This window comes from Pseudomonas sp. GL_135 (assembly GCF_057834665.1).
Genome location: NZ_CM174408.1, coordinates 4,687,295 through 4,713,347, shown reverse-complemented (window position 1 = coordinate 4,713,347; position 26,053 = coordinate 4,687,295). Strand labels below are relative to the sequence as shown.

22 protein-coding genes and 1 pseudogene are annotated in these 26,053 nt (G+C 61.2%); 10 read left to right on the top strand and 13 right to left on the bottom strand.

Annotation, left to right across the window (positions count from 1 at the left end; all coding sequences use genetic code 11):
- Complete coding sequence (locus tag AC3ISG_RS20865) at positions 1-738, top strand: SDR family oxidoreductase (protein ID WP_489297859.1); 738 nt, start codon at positions 1-3, stop codon at positions 736-738.
- Between the two features lie 802 nt (positions 739-1,540).
- On the opposite strand, the gene AC3ISG_RS20860 is transcribed toward AC3ISG_RS20865, so the two are convergent.
- Positions 1,541-2,557, bottom strand: a complete 1,017-nt coding sequence (locus AC3ISG_RS20860) for a LacI family DNA-binding transcriptional regulator (RefSeq protein ID WP_122536656.1) — start codon at positions 2,555-2,557, stop codon at positions 1,541-1,543.
- A 189-nt stretch (positions 2,558-2,746) separates the two neighbouring features.
- A complete protein-coding gene (locus AC3ISG_RS20855) occupies positions 2,747-3,451 on the bottom strand; it encodes a hypothetical protein (RefSeq protein WP_163023114.1) in 705 nt (234 codons plus the stop codon).
- Positions 3,452-3,824: 373 nt separating this feature from the next.
- Between AC3ISG_RS20855 and AC3ISG_RS20850 the strand changes: the two genes are divergently transcribed.
- Together AC3ISG_RS20850 and AC3ISG_RS20845 are read left to right on the top strand one after the other, a co-directional pair.
- Positions 3,825-5,030: an MFS transporter gene (locus AC3ISG_RS20850; protein ID WP_122536658.1), complete on the top strand. Its 1,206-nt coding sequence runs from the start codon at positions 3,825-3,827 to the stop codon at positions 5,028-5,030.
- A gap of 3 nt (positions 5,031-5,033) precedes the next feature.
- Positions 5,034-5,501: a metallophosphoesterase family protein gene (locus tag AC3ISG_RS20845; RefSeq protein ID WP_489297858.1), complete on the top strand. Its 468-nt coding sequence runs from the start codon at positions 5,034-5,036 to the stop codon at positions 5,499-5,501.
- A gap of 178 nt (positions 5,502-5,679) precedes the next feature.
- On the opposite strand, the gene AC3ISG_RS20840 is transcribed toward AC3ISG_RS20845, so the two are convergent.
- The 4 genes and pseudogenes from AC3ISG_RS20840 to AC3ISG_RS20825 form a co-directional block, all read right to left on the bottom strand.
- Positions 5,680-6,471 (bottom strand): substrate-binding domain-containing protein, encoded by a 792-nt coding sequence (locus AC3ISG_RS20840; protein ID WP_272632605.1) that lies wholly within the window; start codon positions 6,469-6,471, stop codon positions 5,680-5,682.
- 173 nt (positions 6,472-6,644) lie between these two features.
- Positions 6,645-7,358, bottom strand: coding sequence for a methyl-accepting chemotaxis protein (locus tag AC3ISG_RS20835; protein WP_489299566.1), 714 nt, complete (start codon positions 7,356-7,358; stop codon positions 6,645-6,647).
- Positions 7,359-7,499: 141 nt separating this feature from the next.
- A pseudogene (locus tag AC3ISG_RS20830) lies at positions 7,500-8,534 on the bottom strand (methyl-accepting chemotaxis protein); the annotation flags it as partial.
- A gap of 268 nt (positions 8,535-8,802) precedes the next feature.
- The gene (locus AC3ISG_RS20825) at positions 8,803-9,228 is read right to left on the bottom strand and encodes a hypothetical protein (protein WP_122536662.1); all 426 of its coding nucleotides are present in this window, start codon (positions 9,226-9,228) and stop codon (positions 8,803-8,805) included.
- 406 nt (positions 9,229-9,634) lie between these two features.
- On the opposite strand from AC3ISG_RS20825, the gene AC3ISG_RS20820 reads away from it, so the two are divergent.
- Positions 9,635-10,810, top strand: coding sequence for an acyltransferase family protein (locus tag AC3ISG_RS20820; RefSeq protein ID WP_272632602.1), 1,176 nt, complete (start codon positions 9,635-9,637; stop codon positions 10,808-10,810).
- A gap of 23 nt (positions 10,811-10,833) precedes the next feature.
- Here the strand turns inward: AC3ISG_RS20820 and AC3ISG_RS20815 are convergent, their stop codons facing one another.
- Entirely contained in the window at positions 10,834-12,072 is a 1,239-nt protein-coding gene (locus AC3ISG_RS20815; RefSeq protein WP_489297857.1) for a TIGR03862 family flavoprotein, read from the bottom strand.
- Positions 12,073-12,298: 226 nt separating this feature from the next.
- On the bottom strand, positions 12,299-13,216 hold the full coding sequence (locus AC3ISG_RS20810) for a histone deacetylase family protein (protein ID WP_489297856.1): 918 nt from the start codon (positions 13,214-13,216) through the stop codon (positions 12,299-12,301).
- 128 nt (positions 13,217-13,344) lie between these two features.
- Between AC3ISG_RS20810 and AC3ISG_RS20805 the strand changes: the two genes are divergently transcribed.
- From AC3ISG_RS20805 to AC3ISG_RS20795, 3 genes are all read left to right on the top strand, one after another.
- Positions 13,345-13,908 carry a GNAT family N-acetyltransferase gene (locus AC3ISG_RS20805; RefSeq protein ID WP_122536666.1) on the top strand — a complete coding sequence of 188 codons (564 nt, stop codon included), beginning with the start codon at positions 13,345-13,347 and terminating at the stop codon, positions 13,906-13,908.
- Positions 13,909-14,036: 128 nt separating this feature from the next.
- Positions 14,037-14,906, top strand: coding sequence for an acyl-CoA thioesterase II (tesB, locus tag AC3ISG_RS20800; RefSeq protein ID WP_122536667.1), 870 nt, complete (start codon positions 14,037-14,039; stop codon positions 14,904-14,906).
- On the top strand, positions 14,903-15,502 hold the full coding sequence (locus AC3ISG_RS20795; RefSeq protein WP_489297855.1) for an HAD family hydrolase: 600 nt from the start codon (positions 14,903-14,905) through the stop codon (positions 15,500-15,502). Before tesB ends, AC3ISG_RS20795 begins: the two co-directional genes overlap by 4 nt.
- Before the next feature lie 257 nt (positions 15,503-15,759).
- Here the strand turns inward: AC3ISG_RS20795 and AC3ISG_RS20790 are convergent, their stop codons facing one another.
- From AC3ISG_RS20790 to AC3ISG_RS20770, 5 genes are all read right to left on the bottom strand, one after another.
- Positions 15,760-16,749 (bottom strand): alpha/beta hydrolase, encoded by a 990-nt coding sequence (locus tag AC3ISG_RS20790; protein ID WP_489297854.1) that lies wholly within the window; start codon positions 16,747-16,749, stop codon positions 15,760-15,762.
- 4 nt (positions 16,750-16,753) lie between these two features.
- On the bottom strand, positions 16,754-17,647 hold the full coding sequence (ypfJ, locus tag AC3ISG_RS20785) for a KPN_02809 family neutral zinc metallopeptidase (RefSeq protein WP_122536670.1): 894 nt from the start codon (positions 17,645-17,647) through the stop codon (positions 16,754-16,756).
- Positions 17,648-17,866: 219 nt separating this feature from the next.
- A complete protein-coding gene (locus AC3ISG_RS20780) occupies positions 17,867-19,159 on the bottom strand; it encodes an MFS transporter (protein ID WP_122622817.1) in 1,293 nt (430 codons plus the stop codon).
- Positions 19,160-19,536: 377 nt separating this feature from the next.
- Complete coding sequence (gene trmA / locus AC3ISG_RS20775; RefSeq protein WP_489297853.1) at positions 19,537-20,622, bottom strand: tRNA (uridine(54)-C5)-methyltransferase TrmA; 1,086 nt, start codon at positions 20,620-20,622, stop codon at positions 19,537-19,539.
- A complete protein-coding gene (locus AC3ISG_RS20770; protein WP_122622819.1) occupies positions 20,619-21,911 on the bottom strand; it encodes an NCS2 family permease in 1,293 nt (430 codons plus the stop codon). The genes trmA and AC3ISG_RS20770 overlap by 4 nt, the downstream gene beginning before the upstream one ends.
- Before the next feature lie 307 nt (positions 21,912-22,218).
- Here AC3ISG_RS20770 and AC3ISG_RS20765 point away from each other — a divergent pair, with 307 nt between their 5' ends.
- From AC3ISG_RS20765 to AC3ISG_RS20755, 3 genes are read left to right on the top strand one after another with little or no spacing between them, the layout of a single operon-like run.
- On the top strand, positions 22,219-22,743 hold the full coding sequence (locus AC3ISG_RS20765; protein ID WP_489297852.1) for a (2Fe-2S)-binding protein: 525 nt from the start codon (positions 22,219-22,221) through the stop codon (positions 22,741-22,743).
- Positions 22,740-23,726 (top strand): FAD binding domain-containing protein, encoded by a 987-nt coding sequence (locus AC3ISG_RS20760; RefSeq protein ID WP_122622823.1) that lies wholly within the window; start codon positions 22,740-22,742, stop codon positions 23,724-23,726. The genes AC3ISG_RS20765 and AC3ISG_RS20760 overlap by 4 nt, the downstream gene beginning before the upstream one ends.
- Entirely contained in the window at positions 23,726-25,942 is a 2,217-nt protein-coding gene (locus tag AC3ISG_RS20755; protein ID WP_489297851.1) for a xanthine dehydrogenase family protein molybdopterin-binding subunit, read from the top strand. Before AC3ISG_RS20760 ends, AC3ISG_RS20755 begins: the two co-directional genes overlap by 1 nt.
- Positions 25,943-26,053: the final 111 nt, after the last annotated feature.

Here is a 26,053-nt window from a genome sequence, read left to right as displayed (position 1 = left end):
GTGAACACGGCTCAATTTGATTTCAGCGGCCAGCGCATTCTGGTCACCGGCGCCAGCAGCGGCATCGGCTGGGAGGTCGCGCAGCAACTGCTGAACAGTGGCGCCGAGGTCTATGCCCTGGGTCGCGACGCATCGGCTCTGGAGAAACTGGCGGGGCAGGGCTGTCAGGTCTTGCGTGTGGACGTGGCCGATCAGCCGTCATTGGCCGCACTGTTGGCGGACTTGCCAGTGATGCACGGCCTGGTCAACTGCGCGGGGATTTCCATACTGGAGTCCGCGACCGAGGTGAGCGCTGCGGCGTTCGATCAGGTCATGGCGGTCAATGTGCGCGCGGCTGCGATGATCGCGGGAGCGGTGGCGAAGAAGATGATCGGTGAAGGCGTGGCGGGGAGCATCGTCAATGTGTCGAGCCAGGCCTCGTTGGTGGCTTTGGACGATCACCTGAGCTATTGCGCGTCGAAGGGCGCGATGGATGCCATGACCCGTGTGCAGTGTGGTGAGTGGGGGCGTCATGGGATTCGCGTCAACAGCGTCAACCCCACCGTCACGCTGACGCCCATGGCACAGATGGCCTGGAGCGAGCCGAGCAAACGCGACCCGGCGCTGGCGGCGATTCCCCTCGGCCGCTTCGCCGAAACCGCAGAAGTCGCGGCGCCGATCCTGTTCCTGCTGAGCAGCGCGGCGTCGATGATCAGTGGCGTGTCGCTGCCGATTGATGGGGGTTACACGAGCCGCTAGGACGCTCGGTTTTGACGCAAGTGTTGAGGCTTGATGCGAGCCTCTTGTGGGAGATTCTATGGTTGTCATCAAGCCAAAATCCCCCTTTTGATCGTTCCCACGTTCCGCGTGGTAACGCCGCCCCGGACGCTCCGCGTCCCGCAGACGACGCGCATTCAGGCCGGGGAGGGTGACGCGGAGCGTCACGGGATGCATTCCCACGCAGAGCGGGGGGAACGATCAAGATCAAAAGCTTCCCGGCTGAAGCCGGTCCCACAGAATGCACGCTGCTTTTAGTGGGACCGGCTTTAGCCGGGAAGAGGTCAGTTCAGGCGCCGACAGTATTGCGGATCAGCCACACTTCCTGTGGGAGCGAGCTTGCTCGCGAAGGCTTTATCTCAAACACCAGATATCCGTCTGATCGTTCCCACGCTCTGCATGGTAACGCCGCCTCGGACGCTCCGCGTCCCGCAGACGACGCGCATTCAGGCCGGGGAGGGTGACGCGTAGCGTCACGGGATGCATTCCCACGCAGAGCAGGGGAACGATCAAGATCAAAAGCTTCCCGGCTGAAGCCGGTCCCACAGAATGCACGCTGCTTTTAGTGGGATCGGCTTTAGCCGGGAAGAGGCCAGCCCAGGCGCCGACAGTATTGCGGATCAGCCACACTTCCTGTGGGAGCGAGCTTGCTCGCGAAGGCGTCATTCCAGGCGAAGGGGATTTAGCGAGTGTACTGCCGCCTTCGTGAGCAAGCTCACTCCCACAAGATCTGCATCTGCCCTGAGAGCTCGTAGGTTTTACAGCGAGGGTTGCGGATGAAAAATCACCCCGCCGCGCCATTCTCCAGCTCTCCGACAATCACCACCTGCGCCTTCGGCAGATGCCGATCCTCGATTCGCTCCAGCAGCAGTTTTACCGCGCTGCTTCCGGCCAGCGAGGCGTCGTGGGCAATGCAGGCGATGGGGATGCCGAAGATGTCGGCGAACGGCAACCGGTCGATGCCGCAGATGGCCACGCTGTGGTGGGCAATATCTCGGTCGCGCAGGGCTTTCATGGCGCCCAGCGTGATGAGCTGGTTGAAGCCGAAAATCGCGTCCGGCAGCGGCTGATTGCGCAGGTAATCCAGCGTGCTTTGGTGCGACGGTTCCAGGGTGTAGTCCCCGGCAAACACATCCAGCTGTACCGGCTTGCCGCTCTCGGCAATCGCGGCCTTCACGCCCTTCAGACGTTCCTCGGAAATCCGCGAATGGGCGGGGCCGGTCAGCACCAGCATGCGTCCCATGGCCGGGCTCTGCGCCAGCAGGTAACGCGCACCCTTCAGGCCGCTGTGATAGTTGTCGAGCACCACATGACTGAATGGGCTGGCAGGCAATGCGCGGTCCAGTTGCACCACGGGAATGTCGCCGTTACTGAGGCGGCTGAGATAGACCGGCTGGTACGCCGGCTCGTCCGACACCGGCGACAGCACGATGCCAGCCACGCGGTAACTGAGCAGCGTGTCCACAGCCTTGGCTTCGAGTTCTTCGGAGCCGTCGGTGTCAACCAGCATGATGGTGTAACCGCGGGTTTTCGCCTCGCGGGAGATCGCCTTGATCATCTCGCTGTAGAAGGGGTTGTCCACCGACGCGGTAATAACACCGATGATCATGCTCTCGCTGCGCTTGAGGCTGCGGGCAAACGCATTAGGAACGTAATCGAGTTCGTGCGCCACTTCCAGGATGCGTGCGAGCGTGGCGGGCTTGACCAGATCGGGTTTGTTCAGCGCCCGGGAAACAGTGACAGGGGTCATGTTCACACGACGGGCGATGTCAGAAATGGTGACGGGGGTTTTCTTGCTCATGGGCGATTGGCTGCCTGAAATCCGGGACAACCTGCGGGGCAGTCGCATCCCTCCAAAGAGTGCCAAGGCTAGCACGATGGAGGGCGCGAAAGGGATGCCCGTGTCGGCGCGGGCATGCAAACCGACGCCTTTATTTTCGGGGGCTGGGTGAATGTCTGATGACGCGCGGTCGATACCCGGCCGCCAGCGTCAGACGCTGGTTTCCATGGCTTCGGCAACAGCGCGACGTCGGGCTTTGACGGGCATGGAAATCTGCAATTCGGTGAGTTCGTCAAAGCGCGAGAGATCCCGGCGCAGCTCCAGAAAGTAGTCCAGCGCGCCGCCCAGGCAGATGCTGTAGGCCAGCAGTTCGACGCCTTCTTCAACGGTGGTTTTCGCCAGCCGCGCGTAGCCGCCCTGAAGGATGCCGTGCCACAGCGAACCCATGCCGAAGAGTCGCGAGAAGATCAGCACCAACAAACCGGCCATGATGAAACCGAACGCCGGACGCAGAGAAAAACGGGCGAGCCCCGAGACCACATCGCGCCACGCGTTCTTGTAACCCAAGGCCTTATAGACGCAGGTGCCAGCGGTGAGCAGCGCAGGCCACAGCCAGAAACTGTGACTGATCGGATCGAACAGCCCGTCCAGCTCACGGATCAGCATGCAGGCGAAAAAGCCGCCAATCAGGATGCCGACGCCACGTTGCCCCGGCTGCCGCGCCGAAAGCCAAAACAGACCGGCGATGATTGCCAGCATGACTTCCTGGCTGACCTCGGTGAACGAGGTTTCGAGGATGTCGGTCTTGGCGACGAAGATGTCGATGAACACCATGCCGATACTGAAGAGCGTAAGCGCCAGCATGACGCCGAATCGCGCCAGTGCTGATTTCACAAGTTGTAGATCGTTATTCACACGTTTTTCACTGTTGAGCCGGTATTAAGGGCGCGACTCTAAAGAACTTTCCCGGGTTAGCCAAACAGCGGATTAGTGCACACTTTTAATTATTCTTCCATTCAGTAAAAGTCTTTTGTTGTATCGGGTGTTGCGGTTTTTTAAATCTGTCGTATTGGCCTTATTGCCACCACGGTATCGCTTTGTTGGGGGTCTTATACGGTCGAAGAGGCGAGAAGCGTGCAAAGTCAAAGTGTTTAACATGATGATGAATATGTTCACATATTCGTCAAAACTGCCTGAGCACAAGCCTCCGACGGCGCTCGCAGGTCTACCTTGCCTGATCGGTATCAGCGACACTGCGTGTCTTGTTCATCCAGTGCCCGGAGCGCTCATGTCCCTGCCTGCTTCAACTTCATCGCGCGACTTCATCTTCGCCGCCTGCGCGTTGCTCATTGCCATGGTCGGCACCACGCTGCCCACGCCGCTGTATGCCCTCTATCAACAACGCCTCGGCTTCGATGCAAGCTGGCTGACCATCATTTTCTCAATCTACGCAGCGGGCGTGATCGCAGCGTTGCTGGCGGTCGGGAGTTGGTCCGATCAACTGGGGCGCAAGCCGCTGTTGCTGGCAGGGCTGGCAATGGGGGCGATTAGCGCGGTTATCTTTCTGCTCAGCGATTCGATTGGCGGTTTGCTGATCGGACGGCTTTTCTCCGGTTTCAGCGCGGGCATCATGACCGGCACGGCAACGGTTGCTGTCATCGAACTCGCCCCCAAGACCTGGAAAAACGCCACGCTGGTGGCCACGGCCGCCAATATGTTCGGCCTCGGCATCGGGCCTTTGCTGGCCGGCTTCACCTCGCAGTTTCTGCCGGATGCGCTGCATCTGGTGTTCTACGTGCACTTGGTAATGCTGGTACTGGCGACTGTCGGTATTGCCCTGATTCGGGAGACCGTGCAGCGCCCGCACACGCTGAAACTGGGTATTCAGAAACCATCGGTTCCGGCGTCCGTGCGCAGCGTGTTTATCTCCGCGTCCATCGCCGGGCTGGCAGGTTTCAGCGTGGCAGGATTATTCACCAGCATGGTCCCGTCGGTGATGATCCACATCATGCACGAGCAAGGGGGGTTGTTGATCGGTGCCGTGATCGGGTTGTTTTTCGTCGCGTCGATCATCGGCCAGGCGTTGCTTCAGGTGCTGCCCAAGGACAGGCACATGACCCTCGGCTGCGTCGGGCTGATTGTCGGGATGATCTGCTTGGGGCTGAGCATTGCCACGTCGCAGCTGGGACTGTTGGTCGCGGCGGGTCTGGTGGCAGGCGTCGGCCAGGGCATGATCCTGCGCGCCGGCATGGGCGCGGTTACCGCCAGCAGCCCGGCTGATCAGAAGGCAGCGGTCACGTCTGCCTTCTTCGTGGTGCTTTACGTGTCGATCTCGGTGCCGGTGGTGGCGGTTGGTTTCAGCGTGCGGGTGTTTGGCCTGGAGCATGTGGGCGAGTTCTTCGCCTCGCTGGTGGCCGTCGTCGCGTTGCTGGCGATGATCAGCATGAAACGCGTGCAATCGAAGCAGGCCGCCCTGTCGGCGCCGGGGAGCTGAAGAATGAGCGTAAAAGTCGGCTTGATCTCGGATACCCACGGCCTGCTGCGTCCTCAGGCACTTGAAGCGTTGCAGGGCTGCGATTACCTGATCCACGGCGGCGACATCGGCAAGCCGGAAATCCTCGACGCACTGAAAACCATCGCGCCACTAACGGTGGTGCGTGGCAATAACGATACCGATGATGCCTGGGCTTGCGACGTACCCCATGAAGCGGTTTTGCGTATCGGTGATGTCGCGATTTACACCACGCACATACTGGCCGATGTGCCGGCCCCTTTACCGGACGGGGTGCGAGTAGTGATCACCGGGCACTCCCATCGGCCTGTGCAGCAGACGCGGGATGGCGTGCTGTTCATTAACCCGGGCAGCGCCGGACCGCGACGGTTCAAATTGCCGATCACGGTGGGCATGCTGCACATCGAGGGTGATGAAGTGCGCGGTGAGTTAATTGAGTTGGTACTTAAATAGCCCCATCTACTGTGCTTGCGATGCGGTCCAGTGTGGGATTGAGCTTGCTCACGAGGACGATCCTTCAACCGCCGACGCTCTAGCGGATGTACGGGCCTCTTCGCGAGCAAGGTGGAGCGCCACCCCGGTCGCTCCCACACATATCACTCTTCAACAGGTGGCCCTGCTGCGTCCGCAGTTACTTCGCGATCGGGTCCAGGCCGCTGGCTTTGATCGCCGGGGCGGCTGCCGATGAACTCAGAAACTCCAGAAACTGTTTGGCCTGTTCAGGGTGTTTGCTCTGGGTTACGACGCCCGCCGAGTAAAGCGTCATCTGCTGTGCCTGGTCGGGGATCAGGCCGATGATGTCGATGCCGTCCACCGGCTTTAGCTCGCTCAACTGCTGAAAGCCGATCTCGGCGTCTCCGCCTGCGACGACCTCACCGACGGGCTGGGCGGGGATCATGCGGCTTTTGCTCTGAATCCGGTCGGCGATGTGCATCTGGCTGAACAGCACGCGAGACAGGTACACGCCGCTGGCGCTGTCCGAATAGGCGATGCTTTTGGCGTCCAGCAGGGTCTGCTTGAAGGCTTCCATGGTGCTGATGTCAGGGTGCGGCGCGCCATGGCGCACGGCCATGGCGATGTAGGATTTGCCCAGATCGACGCGGGTTTTCGGATCGACCTTGCCGTCCTTGATCAACTTGTCCAGCGCTGCACCCACCATCAGCACCACGTCGGCCGGCTCGTGGCGGGCCAGTCGGTTGGGAATCGCCTGGGGCGTCGCGCCCATCGATGGCGCCACCTCGCCTTGCAGCTTTACGCCGGCCCTCTGTTCGTAATCGGGCGCAACAGCCTTGAACGCACCCATGATCCCGCCGGAACTCAGGACGATCAGTTGGACAGGTGCAGGGGCAGTAGCAGCGTGGGAAAAAGCGACTGGAACGAGGGAAAGGGCGGCACTGAGGAGGTAAGGCAACATTCTTTTCATGGAGATAAACCCGGCGTTGGAGATGAATATGACGAAATAAAACAGCGCGGGCAGTATGTGGCAATTGTGGGATCAGTAAATCCCTTTCTTGCCGATGCGCTTGCTCTTTTCGTCTTCAAACCCATGCACCGCCTGCGCCGAGCGGCTTTTCGCCCGACGCAGATAAAGCGGGTTTACACCTTGAAGTGACTGACCAGCATTTGCAGCTGATTGCCCAGCCGTGCGAGTTCGACGCTGGACGCGGCGGTTTCTTCGCTGGCGGAGGCCGTCTGTTCAGACACGTCGCGCACGTTCACGATGCTGCGGCTGATCTCTTCGGCCACCGAGCTCTGCTGCTCCGCGGCAGCGGCGATCTGCTGGTTCATGGCCTGAATGTTCGACACTGTCTGGGTAATGCTTTCCAGCGAAGTACCGGCCTTGCGAGTCAGGGCAACGGAGCTGTCCGTCAGGTTGCGGCTGCTGAGCATGATCTCCGAAACCTGGCGTGTGCCGTTCTGCAGCGCGGCGACCAGTCCTTCGATCTCCTCGGTCGATTGCTGAGTGCGTTGCGCCAGGCCACGCACTTCATCGGCGACCACGGCAAAACCGCGACCGGCTTCACCCGCACGCGCGGCTTCGATGGCAGCGTTGAGTGCCAACAGGTTGGTCTGCTCGGCGACGGCCTTGATCACGTCCATGACCTTGCCGATCTTGTCGCTTTCCTGTTCCAGCACGGACATCGCGTCAGTGGAACGAACCACTTCGCTGGCCAGCTTCTCGATCTGAGTGATCGCTTCGCCCACCACTTTGTCGCCTTCCCGTGCCTGCTTGTCCGCGGCAGAGGCGGCGACCGAGGCCTGCTCGGCGTTGCGCGCCACCTCGTGAACGGTGGCTGACATTTCGTGCATCGCAGTGGCGACCTGGTCAGTTTCCACTTTCTGGCTGTTGACCCCGGCGCTGGTCTGTTCGGTCACGGCCGACAGTTCTTCAGCGGCACTTGCGATCTGCGTGACGCTGTCACGGATGCCGCCGATCAGTTCGCGCAGCGTGGCGCCCATGCGCTGGATACCCATTTGCAAGACACCCAGTTCATCTTTGCGAGTCACGACCATGTCGTGGGACAAATCGCCAGAGGCAATTCGATCAACGACGGCCAGGGTCTGCTGAAGCGGACGGGTGATCTGGCGGGTGATGATGATCGCCGCCAGCGTGCCGAGAATCAGCGCAAGCAGCGTGCCGGCCAACTGCAGCGTACGGGCTTGCTGGCTGTCGGCCTGCCCCAGTGTGATCTGCAAGTCATTCAGTTGCTGGGCCAATTTGACAATGGCGCTTCCTTCCTCGGTCATCTCGGCGCGCGTCGTGTTGATCGTGTCCGTGGCGACCTTGAATCCCTGCACCGATTGGCGATAGCCGTTCAGCGCCGCTTCCAGCTGCTTCAGGCGTTCGCCCTGAGTGCCGCCAAACATGGCGTTGAGCGGAGCGAGGCCGTCAATGGCGCTGGTCAGTTGGCGCATGGCCGTGTCTTCGGTTTTGGCCGAGACGCTGGCGGTGTAGCCGCGCACTTCATAGCGCACCAGCATCACGTCTTCGCGGGCTTTGATGACGGCCTGGTACTGCTCGAAACGGCGTTCGTCCGTCGGGTCGAGTTTCATTACATCGTCGTTGATCGCGGCGATCAGGTCGGCCGCCTTCATGGCGTCAACGCCCATGTCGGCGCGAACCTTGGCGCTCGCCTGATAAGCGTTGCGCATCTTGCTCAATGAGGTCTCATAAGCGGCGATCTGCTCGCCCAACGCCTTGATGGGCGCGACGTTCAGTGGATTGGTGAAGGTTTTCTGCAGATATTGCTGCTGCGCCTTGAAGCCTTCGAGCGCAGTCTGCACGGTCTGCGCGGCGGCTTCGTCGCCATTGCTGAGCATGTACTGCAGCCGCGTAATCCGCAGGTCGGTCAGCTTCTGGCTGAGGTTTGTGATGTCGGCAACGCGGTCGCTGCGGTAGGTCATATTGCCTAGGCTGTTCCAGCCCACCAGGGCCAGCAGGGCAGTCAATACAAGCACGACGCCGAAACCGAGGGCCAGCTTCATGTTGACGCTGATGTTCGCAAACCAGCTGTTCATTCCATTTCTCCAGAATCCGTAAATATTTGAAATCGTCAGCTGGAGGGTTTTTGTTATGAAAACCAGCACAACATTCATGTGTACGAATGCATCGGCAGGCTGGGGAGAATCTGAAACCGATATCAGAATTGTCCGACAGTCGTGTGAGAAGAGAGGTACAGGCAGTAAAAAAACGCGTGGCCCAGAAACAATCAAGCCCGGCAATGGCCGGGCTGGGGAAGGAGCGGGGTGTCGATCAGCTCAGGCGGCTGGCACCTACATGGTCTGCACCGTCAGCGGCAATACGACCCAGTCGGGTGTGCGACGAACCGTTTTCAGCAACACGGTTAGCACCGACGCGATCAGCACCATCAGCAGCAACACGGTTTGCACCGACGCGGTCAGCACCATCAGCAGCAACACGGTTTGCACCGACGCGGTCAGCACCATCAGCAGCAACACGGTTTGCACCGACGCGATCAGCACCGTCGGCAGCGACACGGTTTGCACCCACGCGATCAGCACCATCAGCAGCAACGCGATTGACGTTGGTGTGGGAAGCACCGTTCTCAGCCACGATCGGCGCGTTTGCAATTGGGCTTGAGTCAGCAGCGGGCAGGGCGAAAGCGCTGGTTGCCAGTACAGAGAAGGCCAGGCCAAGGATCAGTGTGTTGGTTTTCATGAGGGTTGCTCCAGTACGTTTGATGAGTGGGTAACTCGGTATGGAGCTGATGTTACTCGCCGCAAAATTAATCAGAACTCAATACGAGTGGTAGCGAACATCGTCGCCGTTGATAGTTGACCCGCGGGTGGCTTACCCCGCTGCCAGGGCTGTTGACCGCCAGTAGCCCGCTGGCAAAAGCTGGCAGCAAAACATTGACGGGCGTCGCTCATGCAGCGACCTCTCATCCTCAACGTGACTCATGGGTCACCTACGTCAAACGCTGGCGTCAAACTTTACGCCAGCGTTTGTATCGGACATGAAATATTTCAACTGTCGATAACTCGGCCCACCCCCTACCGTGTAAAGGCGGCGAGACTTCGCTGCCGCCAAGGGCGTTTTCTCAATCAGGACGGGACGTTGGGCCATGGGATCAGTTCAGCGATTCACCACGCTAGACAGCTTCAGAGGCGTGTTTGCGCTGCTGGTGGTGTTCTATCACCTGCATGTCGTGGGCGCGTTCATCGAGCTGCCTTTTTTTCGCAGAGCGGAGATCCTGCTCAACTTCTTTTTTGTGCTCAGCGGTTTTGTCCTCGCCCACTCTTATGGCATGAAGGCGGGATTCGGCTTCAAGCGCTTTATCGTCTCCCGCGTGTTTCGTCTTTACCCGCTGCACGTCGTGATGCTGCTGGTGTTCATCCTCTTTGAACTGGTGCGCTGGGCCGCTTACAAAAAGGGATTTTCCCTGAACAATGTGCCGTTCACAGGGCTGTTCGACCCTTCAGAGATCCTGCCCAATCTGCTGCTGGTGCAAGCCTGGACCACGCTCACCGAAACCATGTCGTTTAACTACCCGTCCTGGAGCATCAGCATCGAGTTCTACATCTACATGCTGTTCGGCGCCCTGTGCCTGCTTTCGTTGAGAAGCCGCTTTCTGATGTTTGCCTGCGTGGCCGTCGTCGCATTCACGATGATCTTCACCGAGAACGAACCGCTGGTCTGGCGCGCGATGCTAGGGCTGTCCTGCTTCTTCGCTGGCAACATTACGTACCTGGCTTACCTGCTGGTTCGCGGCAGATTCGTGCCGGTGCGCTGGTTGATGACGGTGTTCGAAGTGGCGCTGACGTACGCCACGTACTGGATGGTGATGAACGACTTCAGTGATCGCTCGCCCATCGCCAGTCTGACGTTCTGCGTACTGGTGCTGGTGTTCGCGTTCGAGGCCGGGCTGGTATCGACTTTCCTGAAAACCGCCGTGTTCAGGCTGCTGGGTAAATTGTCGTACTCCATCTACATGACCCATGCCGCGCTGCTGTTTTGCCTGTCGACGGTGTTCATCGTGGCGCAGAAGCTCACCGGCCGCGATCTGTCGCCGATGATCAACGGCCAGCGTTTCATGGACACCGGGTCGGAGCTGGGCAACAACGCGCTGGTGGTCGCAGTGACTCTCGTGGCGATTGGCCTGGCTGCCCTGGCTCATAAGTACATCGAGCTGAAGGGCGTCGAGCTGGGCAAGTGGGTTACCGGGGCATCGAACGGAAAGGCGCCGGTCAATCAAACGATCACCGGTGGCCTGAAGCCGCAGATTGACCGTGCAGCCTGAGTGTCCAAGCATTGCGTCGAGCTTTACTTGCGCCGCAACCAGTCCACCATCCCCAGCCCTGCGGCGCGGCCGCTGGCGAAGCAGGCGGTGAGCAAATAGCCGCCGGTGGGCGCTTCCCAGTCGAGCATCTCGCCGGCGCAGAAGACGCCGGACAGCGCTCGGATCATCAACTGCTCGTTCAGTGCTTCAAACGTCACCCCGCCCGCCGTGCTGATGGCTTCATCCAGCGGGCGCGGCGTGATCAGCGTCAGCGGCAAGGCCTTGATCGCACGCGCAAGCAGGGCGGGATCAGCGAATGTCGCAGCGGGGGTAAGCTCACGTAACAGTGCCGCTTTCACCCCGTCGAGGCCCAGCTGGCTGTGCAGATGCTTGGACATCGAGCGTGAACCGCGGGGTTTCCTCAGGGCCTTTTGTACCTCGGCGACGGTTTTGCCGGGCAGCAGATCAATCTCGACCGTGGCCGACCCCGACTGATTGATCGCCTCACGGATCTGCGCGGACAAGGCGTAAACGAGGCTGCCCTCGACACCGGCCTGCGTGACCACGCATTCGCCCAACCGCAGGGATTGCCCCTGCAGCCCCATCGCGATGTTCTTCAGCGGCGCGCCGGCGAACTTGCTGCGCAGCAGTTCGCTCCAGGAAGAGACCTCAAATCCGCAATTGGCCGCTTGCAGCGGCGCGACGTTGACCCCGCGTTGTTCAAGCAGCGGTACCCACGCACCGTCCGAGCCCAGCCGCGACCAGCTTGCTCCGCCCAACGCCAGCAGCGTGGCGGCAGGATTCAGGGCGACTTCACCTTCGGGACCGTCGACTCGCAACGTGTTGTCGGCATTCCAGCCCAGCCACCGATGACGGGTGTGGATAACCACGCCGGACTCGCGCAGGCGCTTGAGCCAGGCGCGCAGCAGCGGCGCGGCCTTCATATCGGTGGGAAACACGCGTCCTGAACTGCCGACGAATGTCTGGATGCCCAAACCGTGAATCCAATCGCACAGCGCCTGCGCGCCGAAGCTGCGCAACAACGGAGCGATCAGCGTGGCGCGTTCGGCGTAGCGGGAAACGAACGCAGGCGACGGCTCGGAGTGGGTGATGTTCATGCCGCCCACGCCGGCCAGCAGAAACTTGCGCCCGACCGAGGGCATGGCGTCGTAGAGGTCCACCTTGAAGCCCGCCTGACTCAGCACTTCGGCGGCCATCAGGCCGGCAGGGCCGCCGCCGATGATGGCGACTGTCTGGGTGCTTGAGGCGGCGGATGACGTCATGGCTAAGCGGACACCGGTTGGGTAGGGGGCGCGCATTCTACGCGAGCTTCGTGAAACGCGGCCAGCCTGTGGAAAACTTGTCGATCAAAAAACGTACAGTGCGCGCCGGACCCAGCGTTGTAAGGGGAATGTAGCCTTGCACTCAGGTTATCCACAGGCAGTTCCACAGAGGATGTGAGTAAGTCTGTGGGAGCGAGCACGCTCGCGGATGAGTTTCAGCGGCCATTCAAAGTCCGCGCTCTACCCATACCCGCTGAGCGCTGTGGTGCAGAATCCCGTGCCGCCGGGCGAGCGCTTCTCGATCCTTGCTGTAGCCACCGCCAATCACCCCCATCACCGGGATGTCCCGGCCCAGACAGTGGCGCATCACCGCTTCGTCACGGCGGGCAACCCCTGCATCGGTCAGCTGCAAATACCCCAACGCGTCGTCCTTGTGCACATCCACGCCGGCGTCGTACAGCACCAGATCGGGCTGGTACAGCGGCAGGAGGTAATTGAGCGTGTCGTCGACCACCTTCAGGTAATCGTCATCGCCCATGCCCATCGGCAGCGGTATATCCCAGTCGCTTTGCGCCTTGCGCGCGGGGAAGTTCTTTTCGCAGTGCAGCGAGACCGTGATCGCGTCATCGGTGTGTTCGAGGATCCGTGCGGTGCCGTCGCCCTGATGCACGTCGCAATCGAAAATCAGCACCCGGTCGACGCGCCCGCTTTGCAGCAGGTACTGACTGATGATCGCCAGGTCGTTGAAGATGCAAAACCCGGCCGGATAATCGAAGTGTGCATGGTGGGTGCCGCCGGCGAGGTGACAGGCCAGTCCGTGTTGCAGCGCGAGTTCCGCTGTCAGCAAAGAGCCACCTACCGCGCGTACCGTACGTCGGGCCAGATCTTCGGTCCAGGGCAGCCCAAGGCGACGTTGATCTTCCCGCGACAGAGCGCCTTCCATGTAGCGGCTGATGTAACCGGGGTCATGGGCCAGCGCGAGGATGTCCGTTGGGCAGACATGCGGGCGAAACAATTGAGCATCTGTGGTCAGGCCGGTGTCGATAAGGTGGTCGCGCAGAAGCCGGAACTTGTCCATCGGGAAACGATGGTCGGGCGGAAAGTCCGGGCTGTAGTCTTCGTGATAAATGAGGGGCAGGGGCATGGTGGGCACGCGTCTGGTTCGAAGGGGAATCTTGCCAGTTCTGACGATCACCGCACAGCGATTTGCCTGGGCGGGGAGATCGCCAGTCGGCGGGCAATGTGAAAGGCCAGGCACAAGGGAGACGATCGATGGAGCCGATTCTTGAGCTCAACAGCGCACGCTTGTTGATGCGTCAATGGCGAGATGATGATTTGCCAGCCTTCGCGCAGATGTGCGCCGATCCACACGTAATGCGCTACTTTCCGCAGCCCTTGAGCCGCTTGGAGAGCGCCAAACTGATCGGCCGAGTGCGTGGGCATTTTGCCGAGTATGGTTTCGGCTTCTGGGCGCTTGAGCGTAAGGATACCGGTGAATTCATCGGCTTCACCGGCCTGGCCGTTGTGGGCTTCGAGGCAGGATTTACGCCTGCGGTGGAGATCGGCTGGCGCCTGGCCCGCGAGCATTGGGGCTTGGGTTATGCCAGCGAAGCTGCCTGGACCGTCCTCGGCTGCGGTTTCGAGCACCTGGACATGGACGAAATCGTGGCGTTTGCGGCGGTCAACAATCTGCCCTCGCAGAAGGTCATGCAGGCCATCGGCATGCGCAACGATCCGGCTGACAACTTCGACCATCCGAAACTACCCAACGGCCATCCGCTCAGGCCCCACGTGCTGTATCGAATCAACCGGGCGGGCTGGCTGGCGACGCTGTGATTCGCTGCGGGAATCGGGCTACAAACCTCTGTATCATTTCGTCCCACTTCCATCTGCGCCGACCTTCGGCGCCCATGGCCTGATTGATGTAATAACGGTCGGCGAGACGACCGTGAAAGGAACCCCGAATGAGCCACGTGCTGGATGATCTGGTGTCGCTGTTGAGCCTGGAGCCCATCGAAGAAAACCTCTTCCGCGGACGCAGCCAGGACCTTGGTTTTCGCCAGCTGTTTGGCGGTCAGGTACTAGGTCAGTCGCTGTCGGCGGCGAGCAAAACGGTCGAGGACGCGCGCCATGTGCATTCGCTCCATGGTTATTTTTTGCGCCCCGGCGACGCCCACCTCCCCGTGGTGTACCAGGTCGACCGGGTCCGCGACGGCGGCAGTTTCAGCACGCGCCGGGTGACGGCGATCCAGAAAGGTCATCCGATTTTCACCTGCAGCGCCTCGTTTCAGTACGACGAAGAGGGCTTCGAACACCAGACCCAAATGCCGCACGTGGTCGGCCCGGAAAACCTGCCGTCCGAGCTTGAGCTGATGCGCCAGCGCGAGCAGCTGATTCCGGAGCACATGAAGGACAAACTGCTGTGCCCCAAGCCGATCGAGTTCAGGCCGGTGACCGAGTCCGACCCCTATAACCCGAAGCCTGCCGACCCGGTTAAATACATCTGGTTTCGCGCCGACGGCACGCTGCCCGATATCCCAGCGTTGCACCGCTACATGCTTGCCTACGCCTCGGACTTCAATCTGTTGACCACCTCGCTGCTGCCCCATGGCAAGACGGTTTGGCAAAAAGACATGCAGATCGCCAGCCTTGACCATTCGCTGTGGTTCCACGGTGAACTGCGCGCTGATGACTGGCTGCTATACGCCATGGACAGCCCATGGGCCGGTAATTCGCGCGGGTTCTCCCGAGGCAGCGTGTTCAACCGCGAGGGCAAGCTTGTGGCGTCGGTCAGTCAGGAAGGTTTGATTCGCCATCGTAAGGATTGGTCATGAGCCTCAATCAAGTACGCCACTGGGTATTCGATATGGATGGCACGCTGACCGTGGCCGCCCATGATTTTCCAGCGATCAAGCGTGCGCTGGATATCCCCCAGGAGGATGACATCCTCGGGCATCTCGCGGCCTTGCCGGCGGATGTTGCGGCGGCCAAACATGCCTGGCTGCTGGAGCACGAGCGCGCGTTGGCGATCGAATCCAAACCCGCGACAGGTGCTGTCGAGTTGGTGCGGGAGCTGGCAGGGCGGGGTTATCGCCTCGGCATTCTGACCCGTAACGCCCGCGAGCTTGCCCACGTGACGGTGAAGGCTATCGGCATTGCCGACTGCTTTGCGGTGGACGACGTGCTCGGTCGTGACGAAGCGGCGCCGAAGCCCGATCCGGGAGGCCTGCTGAAACTTGCGCACGCGTGGAATGTGCAGCCTTCGGACATGGTGATGGTGGGTGACTATCAGTTCGACCTGGCCTGTGGTCGAGCGGCCGGCGCCCGGACGGTGCTGGTTAATCTCCCGGAAAACCCGTGGCCGGAACTGACTGACTGGCATGCAGCGGATTGCGTGGCGTTAAAGAAGATGATTGGCGCGAAGAGCTGATTCCACCCTTCTGGTAGGACCGGCTTCAGCCGGGAAGGCGTCTGGCGCTACACCGCCAAATTGATGGTGTGAAAACCGGCCTCTTCCCGGCTAAAGCCGGTCCTGCATAATGTCGCGTCTAGACAGTGGGACCGGCGGCTGCGTTCATTTGTAGGACCGGCTTCAGCCGGGAAGGCGTCCTGCAATTCACCGCAAAATTGATGGTGTACGCGTTAGCCTCTTCCCGGCCGAAACCAGTCCTACCAAACGCGCGGATATCAATTCGCCTTGAACAACGCAGTCTGCCCTTCAGGCGAGGTGAAGATCGCGTCGCCGTTGTGCCCGACGTTTTTCACTTCTACCAACCGCTGATTCAAACCTTCCGGATGACGCTTGGTCAGGTAATCGAAATAGTTGTGACCCCGGGCCAGGCGCTGCGGGCCCTGCGCTTCGGCACCGCAATCCTTGTCCAGGGCCGGGTGCTCAGGATCGGTGTCCAGTTCGCCCAACAGATACGTAATGTCCCGCTTCACGTACGCGGCCTCAAGCTCGGCCGGTGTTTCCTTGCCGGCATAGGCGGGCAGCTTGTTCAGCCCGTACTTCCAGGTGTCGAAGGTCGGGCAGCTCGCCGCATCAACCGCCACAGGCCGCGTTGCGTCGAAATAGGCGTAGGAGGACGGGTTAGCGATCACATAACGCAGCTTGATGCCTTCCTTCTTCAGCAACGCATCTTCCTTGCCACCAATCATCGCGTAACGCTGCACCACTTGAGCACCGCCGGAATGGCCGGCGATGACGATCTCCTTCAGGTTGGGGAACAGCTTACTGTCGCTCAGACGCTTGAGGATGTGATCGATCACCACGAACGAGCTGACCGGCTTGGCCCCCAGTGACTTCTCGCCCGCCATCCAGTCATTGGCGTGCCAGCGCAGCACGGAATCGGGCAGACGGTGTGCTGCGATGTCTTTTTCGTCAAGAAACTGAGGGGCGATCAGCAGGGTTTTCGCGCGCTGCCGTGACTGGTTGGCGGCGCGCTCGACACTGCGCAGGTAGGTTTGCGCGTTGCGCAACCGACCGTGAAACACAATGACCACCCGCTGGACCTGCGGGCTGGGACGAACCCAGTTCTGACTCAGACCGAGGGTGGCCTGGGTCGTCCCGTTGATCTGCAGCCGGTCGGGGCTGATGGACTTGACCGCTTGATCCGCTGCATGAGCATTGAGGCTCATCAGGGTGCCCAACAACAGGATCGAAAGCGGTTTCATCATGTGATCAGAGGCTCTTGGCGGCGAACGTGTCGCATTGGTTGATTTGTCCCTGGGCAAAACCTGTCTTGAACCAGCGGACCCGCTGGGCAGAGGTGCCGTGGGTAAACGAGTCTGGCACGACCCGGCCCTGACCCTGTTGCTGCAAGCGGTCGTCGCCAATGGCGTTGGCGGCGTTCAGCGCCTCTTCAATATCACCCGGCTCCAGCCAGTTCAAACGCTTTTGTGCGTTGTTGGCCCAAACACCTGCGAAGCAGTCAGCTTGCAGCTCCTGACGCACCAGCAAACCGTTGTCGCCTTCCATTTTCATGCCGCGCTGGCGGGCGGCGTCAACTTTAGCCGAAACCCCCAGCAAGGTCTGCACATGATGGCCGACTTCGTGAGCAATCACGTACGCCTGAGCGAAATCGCCCGCCGCTTTGAAGCGCTGGCTCATTTCACGGAAAAACTCCATGTCCAGGTACACGCGCTGGTCAGCCGGGCAGTAGAACGGGCCGCTCGCTGAAGACGCCGAGCCGCATGCCGACTGTACCCGTCCGCTGAACAGAATCAGCGTCGGCGCCTTGTACTGACTCCCCATTTGCTGGAACACCTGCTGCCACGTGTCCTCGGTATCGCCCAGGACGGCGCGGACGAAATCGGCTTGCTCGTCATTGGCCGGCGGCGCCTGGCGCGTCTGCGGATTGACCGCTGCGGTCTGCTCCGAACCCATCTGCCCGGTGATCTCACCCAGAATCCGCATCGGGTCCTGCCCGGTCAGCAGGCCGATCGCGACGATGATCACGATCCCGCCAAGCCCCAGCCCCTTGCCGCCAATGCGCATCCCGCCGCCACCGCCACCCCCGGTATCGCCGCGTGCGTCCACGACGTTGTCACTGCGACGTCCTTTTTTCCATAGCATGGGGGAATCCTCTTTTGGTCATGTGGGAAGTGTAGACGGCGGGCGTGCGCCGTCTGGTCTGCTGGACTAAGAGAGGAGAGGAGGGGGAATGGTTCAGGCGATGAGATACCGGGAACCTCCGTTTAGACGTCTAGCCACCGTCCATTGTTTTTGTAAGGGTGACGAAGCTGCGAAGGGGACGAGCGAATTGGAGCTCACCCCTGAGATTCAGCGGCTGGTTCAAACCCGGGCAGTCTGCTTTTCCGTCATTTCGACCGGCGAAGCGTCGGCGAAGTGGTTGACCTGGCGCAGGGCCTTGAAGCCCACCATCCAGGCGCCGACGACACCCAGTGTGCAAAGGCCGCCGATGATCGCGGCGGGCACGGCGCCCCAGAGCGCTGCGCTGCTGCCGGCGCGGAATTCGCCCAGTTCATTGGACGAGCCGATAAACAGCATATTCACCGCGTTGACCCGCCCGCGCATGTCGTCCGGCGTCGAAAACTGCACCAGTGTGGAGCGGATGTAGACGCTGACCATGTCCGCCGCACCGGCAATCATCAAGGCCAGCAGCGACAGCCAGAACAGCGTCGACAGCGCGAACACCAGATTGGCGACACCGAACACCGCGACGGCGATGAACATGACCAGTCCGACGTGTCGATCAAAAGGCCGGAAGCTCAGGTACAGACCGGTGCCGACCTCGCCCAGGCTCATCGCACTGCGCAGCGCGCCCAAGCCTTGCGGCCCCAGGTGCAGCACTTCGTGGGCATAAATCGGCAGCAGCGCCACGACGCCACCGAGCAGCACGGCAAACAGGTCCAGGGAAATGGTGCCGAGAATAATCGGCCGCGATCGAATGAACGCGATGCCGGCGGTGAAGCGCTTCCAGGCCGTGGACTCGAGGACCTGCTTCTTCCCGGCATAGAGCACCGGCACGCGGATCAGCAACAGCACGCCAGCGATGAAGCTGGCCATGCACACCGAGTAGGTCAGCCCACCGCCGCCTGCCGCATACAGGCCGCCGCCGACCAGAGGTCCGGCGATGGTGGCGATGCGCATGATCATGCTGTTCGTCGCGATGGCCGAGGCGAGTTTTTCACGCGGCACGACTTGTGGCAGAAGGCTCTGCAACGCCGGCCCGGTGAACGCCCGCGCGCAACCGAACAGCGCCAGGGTGGCGTAAATCAGCCGCGTATCCTGATGGTGCGTGACCGAGAACAGCATCAGCATCAGGCTGCACACCGCTTGCACCGACCAACTGATGGTCAGGATCATCTTGCGATCGTAGCGGTCGATCAGGTCGCCGGCCGGCATCAACAGCAGCAACATGGGAATGAACTGCGCCAGGCCCACATAGGCCAGGGAGATCGGGCTGCGGGTCATGTCGTAGACCTGCCAGGCGACAACCACTGCCTGAATCTGCATGGCAAAGACGGCAGCGAGGCGTGCCGTCAGGAAGGCGAAAAAGCCGGGCAGCCGCAGGGCGCTTTTAGCGGAGGATTCAGAGGACGGGGCGGGCGATTCGGAACTCAAGGCAAGGCATCCATCGAAGCGAAAGACGGCCGAGAGTTATACACCGGTCTGGCGCCGTTCGCCGCTAGCTGTCAGGAATTTAATGATGGATGGCGCCGGATATGCTGCGTGCGCATGAGAAAGCGGCGGCGGATCGAGTAGGAGTGCGCTGGGTCCAAGCCCCATTGGGAAGATCACTTTTGTTCATCCGGCCCATTCTTAACCACTGCCAAACGAACTGTGGGAGCGAGCTTGCTCGCGATTAGGTGGGTACATCCGCCAAATCTTCAGCGGACCGCACGCCGTCTTCGTGAGCAAGCTCACTCCCACAGGGACTTTATTAAATGCCCGACATCGCGGGATCTGGACGACCGGGGATATCCTAAAGTACCTAAGGTTTACCGGCGAACCAGCAAAACCCCCGACTCCATGTGATGGGTGTACGGAAACTGATCAAACAGTGCGCAGCGCTCGACCCGGTGGGTATCGTGCAGCTGTGCGATGTTCGCGGCGAGGGTTTCCGGGTTGCACGAGATGTACAGAATGCGCTCGAAACGCCGCGTTAGCTCGCAGGTGTCCGGGTCCATGCCGGCGCGGGGTGGATCGACGAACACGCTGCCGAAGTCGTAGCTTTTCAGATCGACACCGGCCAGACGACGGAACGGGCGCACGTCATTCAGGGCTTCAGTCAGCTCTTCAGCCGACAGGCGCACCAGCGACACGTTATCCACACCGTTGTCCGCCAGGTTGCTCAGTGCTGCATTGACCGACGTCTTGCTGATCTCGGTCGCCAGCACCTTGCGCACGCGGGTCGCCAACGGCAGCGTGAAGTTGCCGTTGCCGCAATACAGCTCCAGCAAATCATCGTCGCGGTCGCCCAGCGCGTCATACGCCCAGCTCAGCATTTTCTGGTTCACCGTGCCGTTAGGCTGGGTGAACGCGCCCTCCGGCTGGCGATAGCTGAAGGTCCGCCCGGCGACTTCCAGCTGTTCGGTCACGTAATCGCGACCGATCACCAGACGCTGCCCTTTCGAACGGCCGATCACGCTGACCTTCAAATCAGCCGCCAGTTGCTCAGCCTCGACTTGCCAGGCGTCGTCTAGCGGGCGGTGATAGCACAGGGTGATCATGCCGTCGCCGGCCAGCGTGGTCAGAAAATCCACTTGGAACAGTTTGTGATTGAGCGTCTTGCTCGCCTCCCAGCGATCCCGCAGCACTGGCATCAGCGCGTTGATCTGCTGGCTGGCGATGGGAAAATCGTTGATCAGGATCGGCGTGTGCTTGTCGCCCGGCGCGAACATCGCGTAGTGACGCTTGCCGTCGTCGCGCCACAGGCGAAACTCGGCGCGCAGGCGGTAATGCTCACGCGGCGAGTCGAAGACCTGAGGCTCGGGCGCCTCGAAAGGCGCCAGCAACTCGCGCAGGCGCGCGGCCTTCTCATCGAGCTGAACGCTGTAGTTTGCAGGGTCGAACGTAGAACTCATGGATAAAAGCCCAGCTTGATCACGAACAGAATCGACAGCACTACCAGCGCCGAATTCAGCTCGCGGCCCCGGCCCGACAACAACTTGATCACGGTCCAGGAAATGAAGCCAAAGGCGATGCCGTTGGCGATCGAATAGGTGAACGGCATGGCCAGCGCGGTGATCACCACTGGTGCCGCTTCAGTGATGTCATCCCAGTTGATTTCGGCAAGGCCCGAGGTCATCAGCACGGCCACGAACAGCAGGGCAGGGGCGGTGGCGAATGCCGGAACGCTGCCGGCCAGCGGTGCGAAAAACAGCGCCAAGAGAAACAGCACGGCAACCACAATGGCCGTCAGACCGGTTCGGCCACCAGCACTCACGCCCGCAGCCGATTCGATGTAACTGGTGGTGGTCGAGGTGCCCAGCAGAGAGCCGGCCATTGCAGCGGTGCTGTCGGCGATCAGCGCACGGCCCATCTTCGGCATGTGGCCGTCCTTGCCCATCAGGCCCGCACGCTTGGCGACGCCGATCAGGGTGCCGGAGTTGTCGAACAGATCAACAAACAGGAAAGAGAAAATCACGCTGACCAGACCGATGTTCAGTGCGCCGGGAATGTCCAGCTGCAGGAAGGTCGGCGCCAGCGAAGGCGGCATCGACACCACGCCGCCAAACGGCGAGAAGCCCATGACAATAGAGACGATGGTGACGGCCAGAATGCCGATCAGCACGGCGCCGCGCACTTTCAGCGCTTCCAGCGCGACGATCAGGGCGAAACCCAGCGCCGCAAGAATCGGTGCCGGTTTGGCCAGATCGCCCAGGCCGATCATCGTGGCGGGGTTGCTGACCACGATACCGGCGTTGTGCAGCGCAATCAGCGCCAGGAACAGGCCGATACCGGCAGCGATGGCCGAGCGCAACGGCAGCGGGATGCTGTTGATGATCCACTCGCGGATGCGGAAGATCGACAGCAGGAAAAACATCACCGCCGAAATGAACACCGCGCCCAGCGCCACTTGCCAGGTGTGGCCCATGTGCAGGACGACGGTGTAGGTGAAGAAAGCGTTCAGGCCCATGCCCGGCGCGAGGGCGATCGGGTAGTTGGCGATCAGGCCCATCACGGTCGAACCAATGGCCGCAGCCAGGCAGGTGGCGACGAAGATCGCGCCCTTGTCCATGCCGGTCTCGCCAAGGATGCTCGGGTTCACGAACAGAATGTAGGCCATGGCCAGAAAGGTCGTGACCCCGGCCAGAATTTCGGTGCGCACATTGGTGTTATGTGCCCTGAGTTGAAACAACCGCTCCAGCATTTAAGGCTCCCCGGTGACGCTCCGCGTCATTTATGTAGTCGACTGAAACAGCAAAGCACAGCTCACCGAAACGGCTTGCACAAATTCTGCCAGTTGCAAAAAGCCGCGCATCATACCAGCAGCTCCGGGCGATGGGGCCTGGCGCTTGTCGTCGGATTGCAAATGTCTGGATCGGCTTGCCCCATGCGGGCGCGCCAACTGCGGCAAAACGCCCGTCACAAACCCTGAACGTTTCCGAAACCGCACAAGTCGTACCCCTTAAGACGCAGATCACTGCGCTGATCGAGTACCTACCGTGAGGCTTCCCATGAGTGCAACCAATGAACAGGCGTTCGCAGGGCATTCCATCGCTCTGACGTTGAATGGCCAGACCCGACAAGTCGACGTACAGCCCTGGACCACCCTGCTGGATCTGCTGCGCGAGCAGTTGGATCTGGTCGGCACCAAAAAAGGCTGCGACCACGGCCAATGCGGTGCATGCACCGTGCTGCGCGACGGCAAACGCATCAATGCGTGCCTGACCCTGGCGATCATGTGTGACGGCGCCGAGCTGACCACGATCGAAGGGCTCGCCAATGGCGACACGCTGCACCCGATGCAGCAAGCGTTCATCAAGCATGATGCACTTCAGTGCGGATACTGCACGCCCGGGCAGATCTGCTCGGCGGTGGGCCTGGCCAACGAAGGCCGCGCCAGCACCGATGACGAAGTGAAAGAGCTGATGAGCGGCAACCTCTGCCGTTGCGGCGCCTACAGCAATATCCGCGCGGCGGTGGTGGAAGTCTTGCCATCGATGAATGCTGCACCGGATCAGGGAGGGCGCGGCCAATGAATCCCTTCAGCTATAGCAAGCCATCGGACATCGCTCAGGCTGTCAATCTCGCAGGGCCTGCCAGCCGTTTCATTGCTGGCGGTACGAACCTGCTGGATTTGATGAAGGAAAACATCGCCCGCCCCGAGCACCTGATCGACATCACCGGGCTGCCGCTCAAGGACGTCCGCGGCACTGACAGCGGTGGCGTGATGATTGGCGCGTTGGTGAGCAACGCTGATCTGGCGTGGCACCCGTTGATCGAACGTGACTACCCATTGTTGTCCCAAGCCATTCTGGCGGGCGCATCGCCGCAGTTGCGCAACATGGCGAGCACCGGAGGCAATCTGTTGCAGCGCACCCGCTGCTACTACTTCTACGACTCTACCGTGCCGTGCAACAAGCGCGAGCCAGGCACCGGCTGCCCGGCAAAAGAGGGCCTGAACCGCATCCATGCGATTCTCGGTGCCAGCGATGCCTGTGTCGCGACGCACCCGTCGGACATGTGTGTCGCGCTGGCTGCACTGGAAGCTCGCGTCCATGTTCAGGGGCGTGCCGGTGCCCGGGTCATCGAGTTTGCTGATTTCCACCGACTGCCCGGCGATGCCCCGCAGCGCGACAACCAGCTCGCCGACGATGAGCTGATCACCGCCGTCGAACTGCCTGCGCCACGTTTCCAGCAGCACAGCCACTACCTGAAAATCCGTGACCGAGCGTCTTACGCCTTTGCCCTGATCTCGGTAGCCGCTGCCGTCGAGCTCGATGGCGACGTCATTCGTGATGTGCGCATCGCCTTGGGTGGTGTTGCCCACAAGCCTTGGCGTGACACGGCGGTGGAGCAGTCACTCAAGGGTCTGCCGGTCTCGCGGGAAAACTTTGTTGCCGCAGCCGACGCGATGCTGCGCGATGCTCAGCCGCTGGCGCACAACGCTTTCAAGATCAAGCTGGCCCGCCGCGCGATCGTTCGCGCCTTGAGCGATGCCACCTTGGGAGGAACTGTTTAATGAATGCGAACACACCAATCCCGGGAAGCTCCGCGCTGGGCCAACCGATGGATCGCGTCGATGGACGCCTGAAAGTCACCGGCCAGGCCCGCTACGCTGGCGAGTACCCGGAGGCAGGCCTGCTGCACGCCAGCGTGGTCTCCAGCAGCATCGCCTCAGGCCGCGTCGTGCACATCGATACCTCACAGGCGCTGGCGGTGCCCGGCGTGGTGGCGGTCATCGACCACACCAACCGTCCGCATATCGCCAGTTATGACGAGGATTATCAGGACGCGGATTCTGCTGAAGGCTCGCCGTTCCGCCCGTTCTACAACGACCGCGTGCTCTACAGCGGTCAGCCTCTGGCATTGGTGGTGGCTGACACCCTTGAACTGGCGCGGCACGCCGGCTCCCTGGTGCGTATCGAGTACGAAACCGAATCGCACCAGACCGACCTCAGCGTCGGCCAGAGCGACGCCCACACTGCGCCAGCGGAAACACCAAAGCCGCGCGGGGATTTCCCGGGCGCCTTCGCCCAGTCAGCGGTCACTGTCGACACTCACTACAGCACCCCCAACGAGCACCACAACCCGATGGAGCCCCACGCCTCCACGGTGTTTTACAAGGCCGACGGCAGCCTGGAGATCCACGATAAAACCCAAGGCACGCAGAACTGCCAGGATTATCTGCACGGCGTGTTTGGCCTGGACAAAGAGAAGATCCGCGTCCTCGCCGCCTTTGTCGGTGGCGCGTTCGGCTCCGGCCTGCGCCCGCAATATCAGCTTCCCCTGGCCGTCATGGCATCGCTGAAACTCCAGCGGTCGGTGCGACTGACGCTGACCCGCCAGCAGATGTTCACCTTCGGCTACCGTCCACAGACGCTGCAGCACATGCGCCTGGGTGCTTCCAAAGACGGCAAGCTGACGGCGATTGCCCACGACGCCATCGGCCAGACCTCACGTTTCGAAGACTTTGCCGAGCACGTCGTTGAATGGAGCGGCATGCTCTATCAGTGCGACAACGTGCAGTTGAGCTACAAGCTGGCGCCGCTGGACGTGTACACGCCGCTGGACATGCGCGCTCCGGGCGCCGCGTCCGGCATGGTCGCGCTGGAATGTGCGATGGACGAGCTGGCAATTGCCGCCGGCGTCGATCCCGTGCAGCTGCGGATCGTCAACTTCGCCGACAGCAACGGTAACGAAGGCAAGCCTTATTCCAGCAAAGAACTGCTGGCCTGTTATGAGCAAGGCGCCGAGCGCTTCGGCTGGAGCAAGCGCAATCCTGAACCACGCAGCATGCGCCAGGGCCGGCAACTGGTGGGTTGGGGCATGGCCGGCGGTGTGTGGGAAGCCATGCAGATGCCGGCCAGCGCCAAAGCGAGTATCGACAGCAGCGGCAAGATCACCGTCAGCAGTGCCACCACTGACATCGGCACCGGTACCTACACGGTCATGACCCAGATCGCCGCCGAGGCTGCTGGCGTAAATCCGGAAGACGTCACGTTCGTGCTGGGTGATTCGTCGCTGCCGACGTCGCCGTTGCAGGGCGGCTCGTTCACCGTGTCGTCCGTGGGCACCGCAGTGCAGCAGGCCTGCCGCGCATTGCGCGCCAAGTTGCTCGACGCCGTGCGCATGGCGCATCCGCAATACGCGGTGGTGGACATGGCCGATGTTGGTTATGGCGACGGTTATCTGCTCATCGATGATCAGCGTTTTGCGTACGCCGACATCGTCCGCGAATCGTCCCACGACACGCTGGAGGTGCAGATCGACGCCAAGCCTGACGACAAGCGCGAAGGTTATTCGACGGCGACCCACTCGGCGGTATTCGTCGAAGTGCTGGTGGACGAAGACCTGGGCACTGTTCGTGTGAATCGGGTGGTGGACGCCGTTGCGGCGGGCCGTGTAGTCAATCCGAAGACGGCGCGCAGCCAGATTCTCGGCGGCGTGGTCTGGGGGATTGGTCAGGCGTTGCAGGAAGAGAGCCAGACGGACCACACCCTCGGGCGCTTCATGAACCACAGCCTGGCCGAGTACCACATCCCGGTGAACGCAGACATCGGCGAGATCGACGTGTTGTTCGTGGAAGAGAACGACAGCATCGTCAACGACCTGGGTTCCAAGGGTGTGGGCGAGATCGGCATCGTCGGCGTGGCGTCGGCCATCGCCAATGCCATCTATCACGCCACGGGCAAGCGCGTTCGGGAATTCCCGATTACGCTGGATAAAGTGCTTTAACCCGCGCCGTACCTGATCGTTCCCACGCCCTGCGTGGGAACGCCTCCCCGGACGCTGCGTGTACCTAATGACGCAGAGCGTCGTGAACTGCATTACCACGCGGAGCGTGGG

Coding starts and splice junctions, on each gene's coding strand:
- AC3ISG_RS20815 (WP_489297857.1), bottom strand. CDS start 12,072: ATGACGTCATCCGCCGCCTCAAGCACCCAGACAGTCGCCATCATCGGC.
- ypfJ (WP_122536670.1), bottom strand. CDS start 17,647: ATGCTATGGAAAAAAGGACGTCGCAGTGACAACGTCGTGGACGCACGC.
- trmA (WP_489297853.1), bottom strand. CDS start 20,622: ATGAGTTCTACGTTCGACCCTGCAAACTACAGCGTTCAGCTCGATGAG.
- AC3ISG_RS20805 (WP_122536666.1), top strand. CDS start 13,345: ATGGAGCCGATTCTTGAGCTCAACAGCGCACGCTTGTTGATGCGTCAA.
- AC3ISG_RS20795 (WP_489297855.1), top strand. CDS start 14,903: ATGAGCCTCAATCAAGTACGCCACTGGGTATTCGATATGGATGGCACG.
- AC3ISG_RS20765 (WP_489297852.1), top strand. CDS start 22,219: ATGAGTGCAACCAATGAACAGGCGTTCGCAGGGCATTCCATCGCTCTG.
- AC3ISG_RS20825 (WP_122536662.1), bottom strand. CDS start 9,228: ATGAAAACCAACACACTGATCCTTGGCCTGGCCTTCTCTGTACTGGCA.
- AC3ISG_RS20810 (WP_489297856.1), bottom strand. CDS start 13,216: ATGCCCCTGCCCCTCATTTATCACGAAGACTACAGCCCGGACTTTCCG.
- AC3ISG_RS20790 (WP_489297854.1), bottom strand. CDS start 16,749: ATGATGAAACCGCTTTCGATCCTGTTGTTGGGCACCCTGATGAGCCTC.
- AC3ISG_RS20770 (WP_122622819.1), bottom strand. CDS start 21,911: ATGCTGGAGCGGTTGTTTCAACTCAGGGCACATAACACCAATGTGCGC.
- AC3ISG_RS20860 (WP_122536656.1), bottom strand. CDS start 2,557: ATGAGCAAGAAAACCCCCGTCACCATTTCTGACATCGCCCGTCGTGTG.
- AC3ISG_RS20755 (WP_489297851.1), top strand. CDS start 23,726: ATGAATGCGAACACACCAATCCCGGGAAGCTCCGCGCTGGGCCAACCG.
- tesB (WP_122536667.1), top strand. CDS start 14,037: ATGAGCCACGTGCTGGATGATCTGGTGTCGCTGTTGAGCCTGGAGCCC.
- AC3ISG_RS20835 (WP_489299566.1), bottom strand. CDS start 7,358: ATGCACGAAATGTCAGCCACCGTTCACGAGGTGGCGCGCAACGCCGAG.
- AC3ISG_RS20850 (WP_122536658.1), top strand. CDS start 3,825: ATGTCCCTGCCTGCTTCAACTTCATCGCGCGACTTCATCTTCGCCGCC.
- AC3ISG_RS20820 (WP_272632602.1), top strand. CDS start 9,635: ATGGGATCAGTTCAGCGATTCACCACGCTAGACAGCTTCAGAGGCGTG.
- AC3ISG_RS20840 (WP_272632605.1), bottom strand. CDS start 6,471: ATGAAAAGAATGTTGCCTTACCTCCTCAGTGCCGCCCTTTCCCTCGTT.
- AC3ISG_RS20845 (WP_489297858.1), top strand. CDS start 5,034: ATGAGCGTAAAAGTCGGCTTGATCTCGGATACCCACGGCCTGCTGCGT.
- AC3ISG_RS20760 (WP_122622823.1), top strand. CDS start 22,740: ATGAATCCCTTCAGCTATAGCAAGCCATCGGACATCGCTCAGGCTGTC.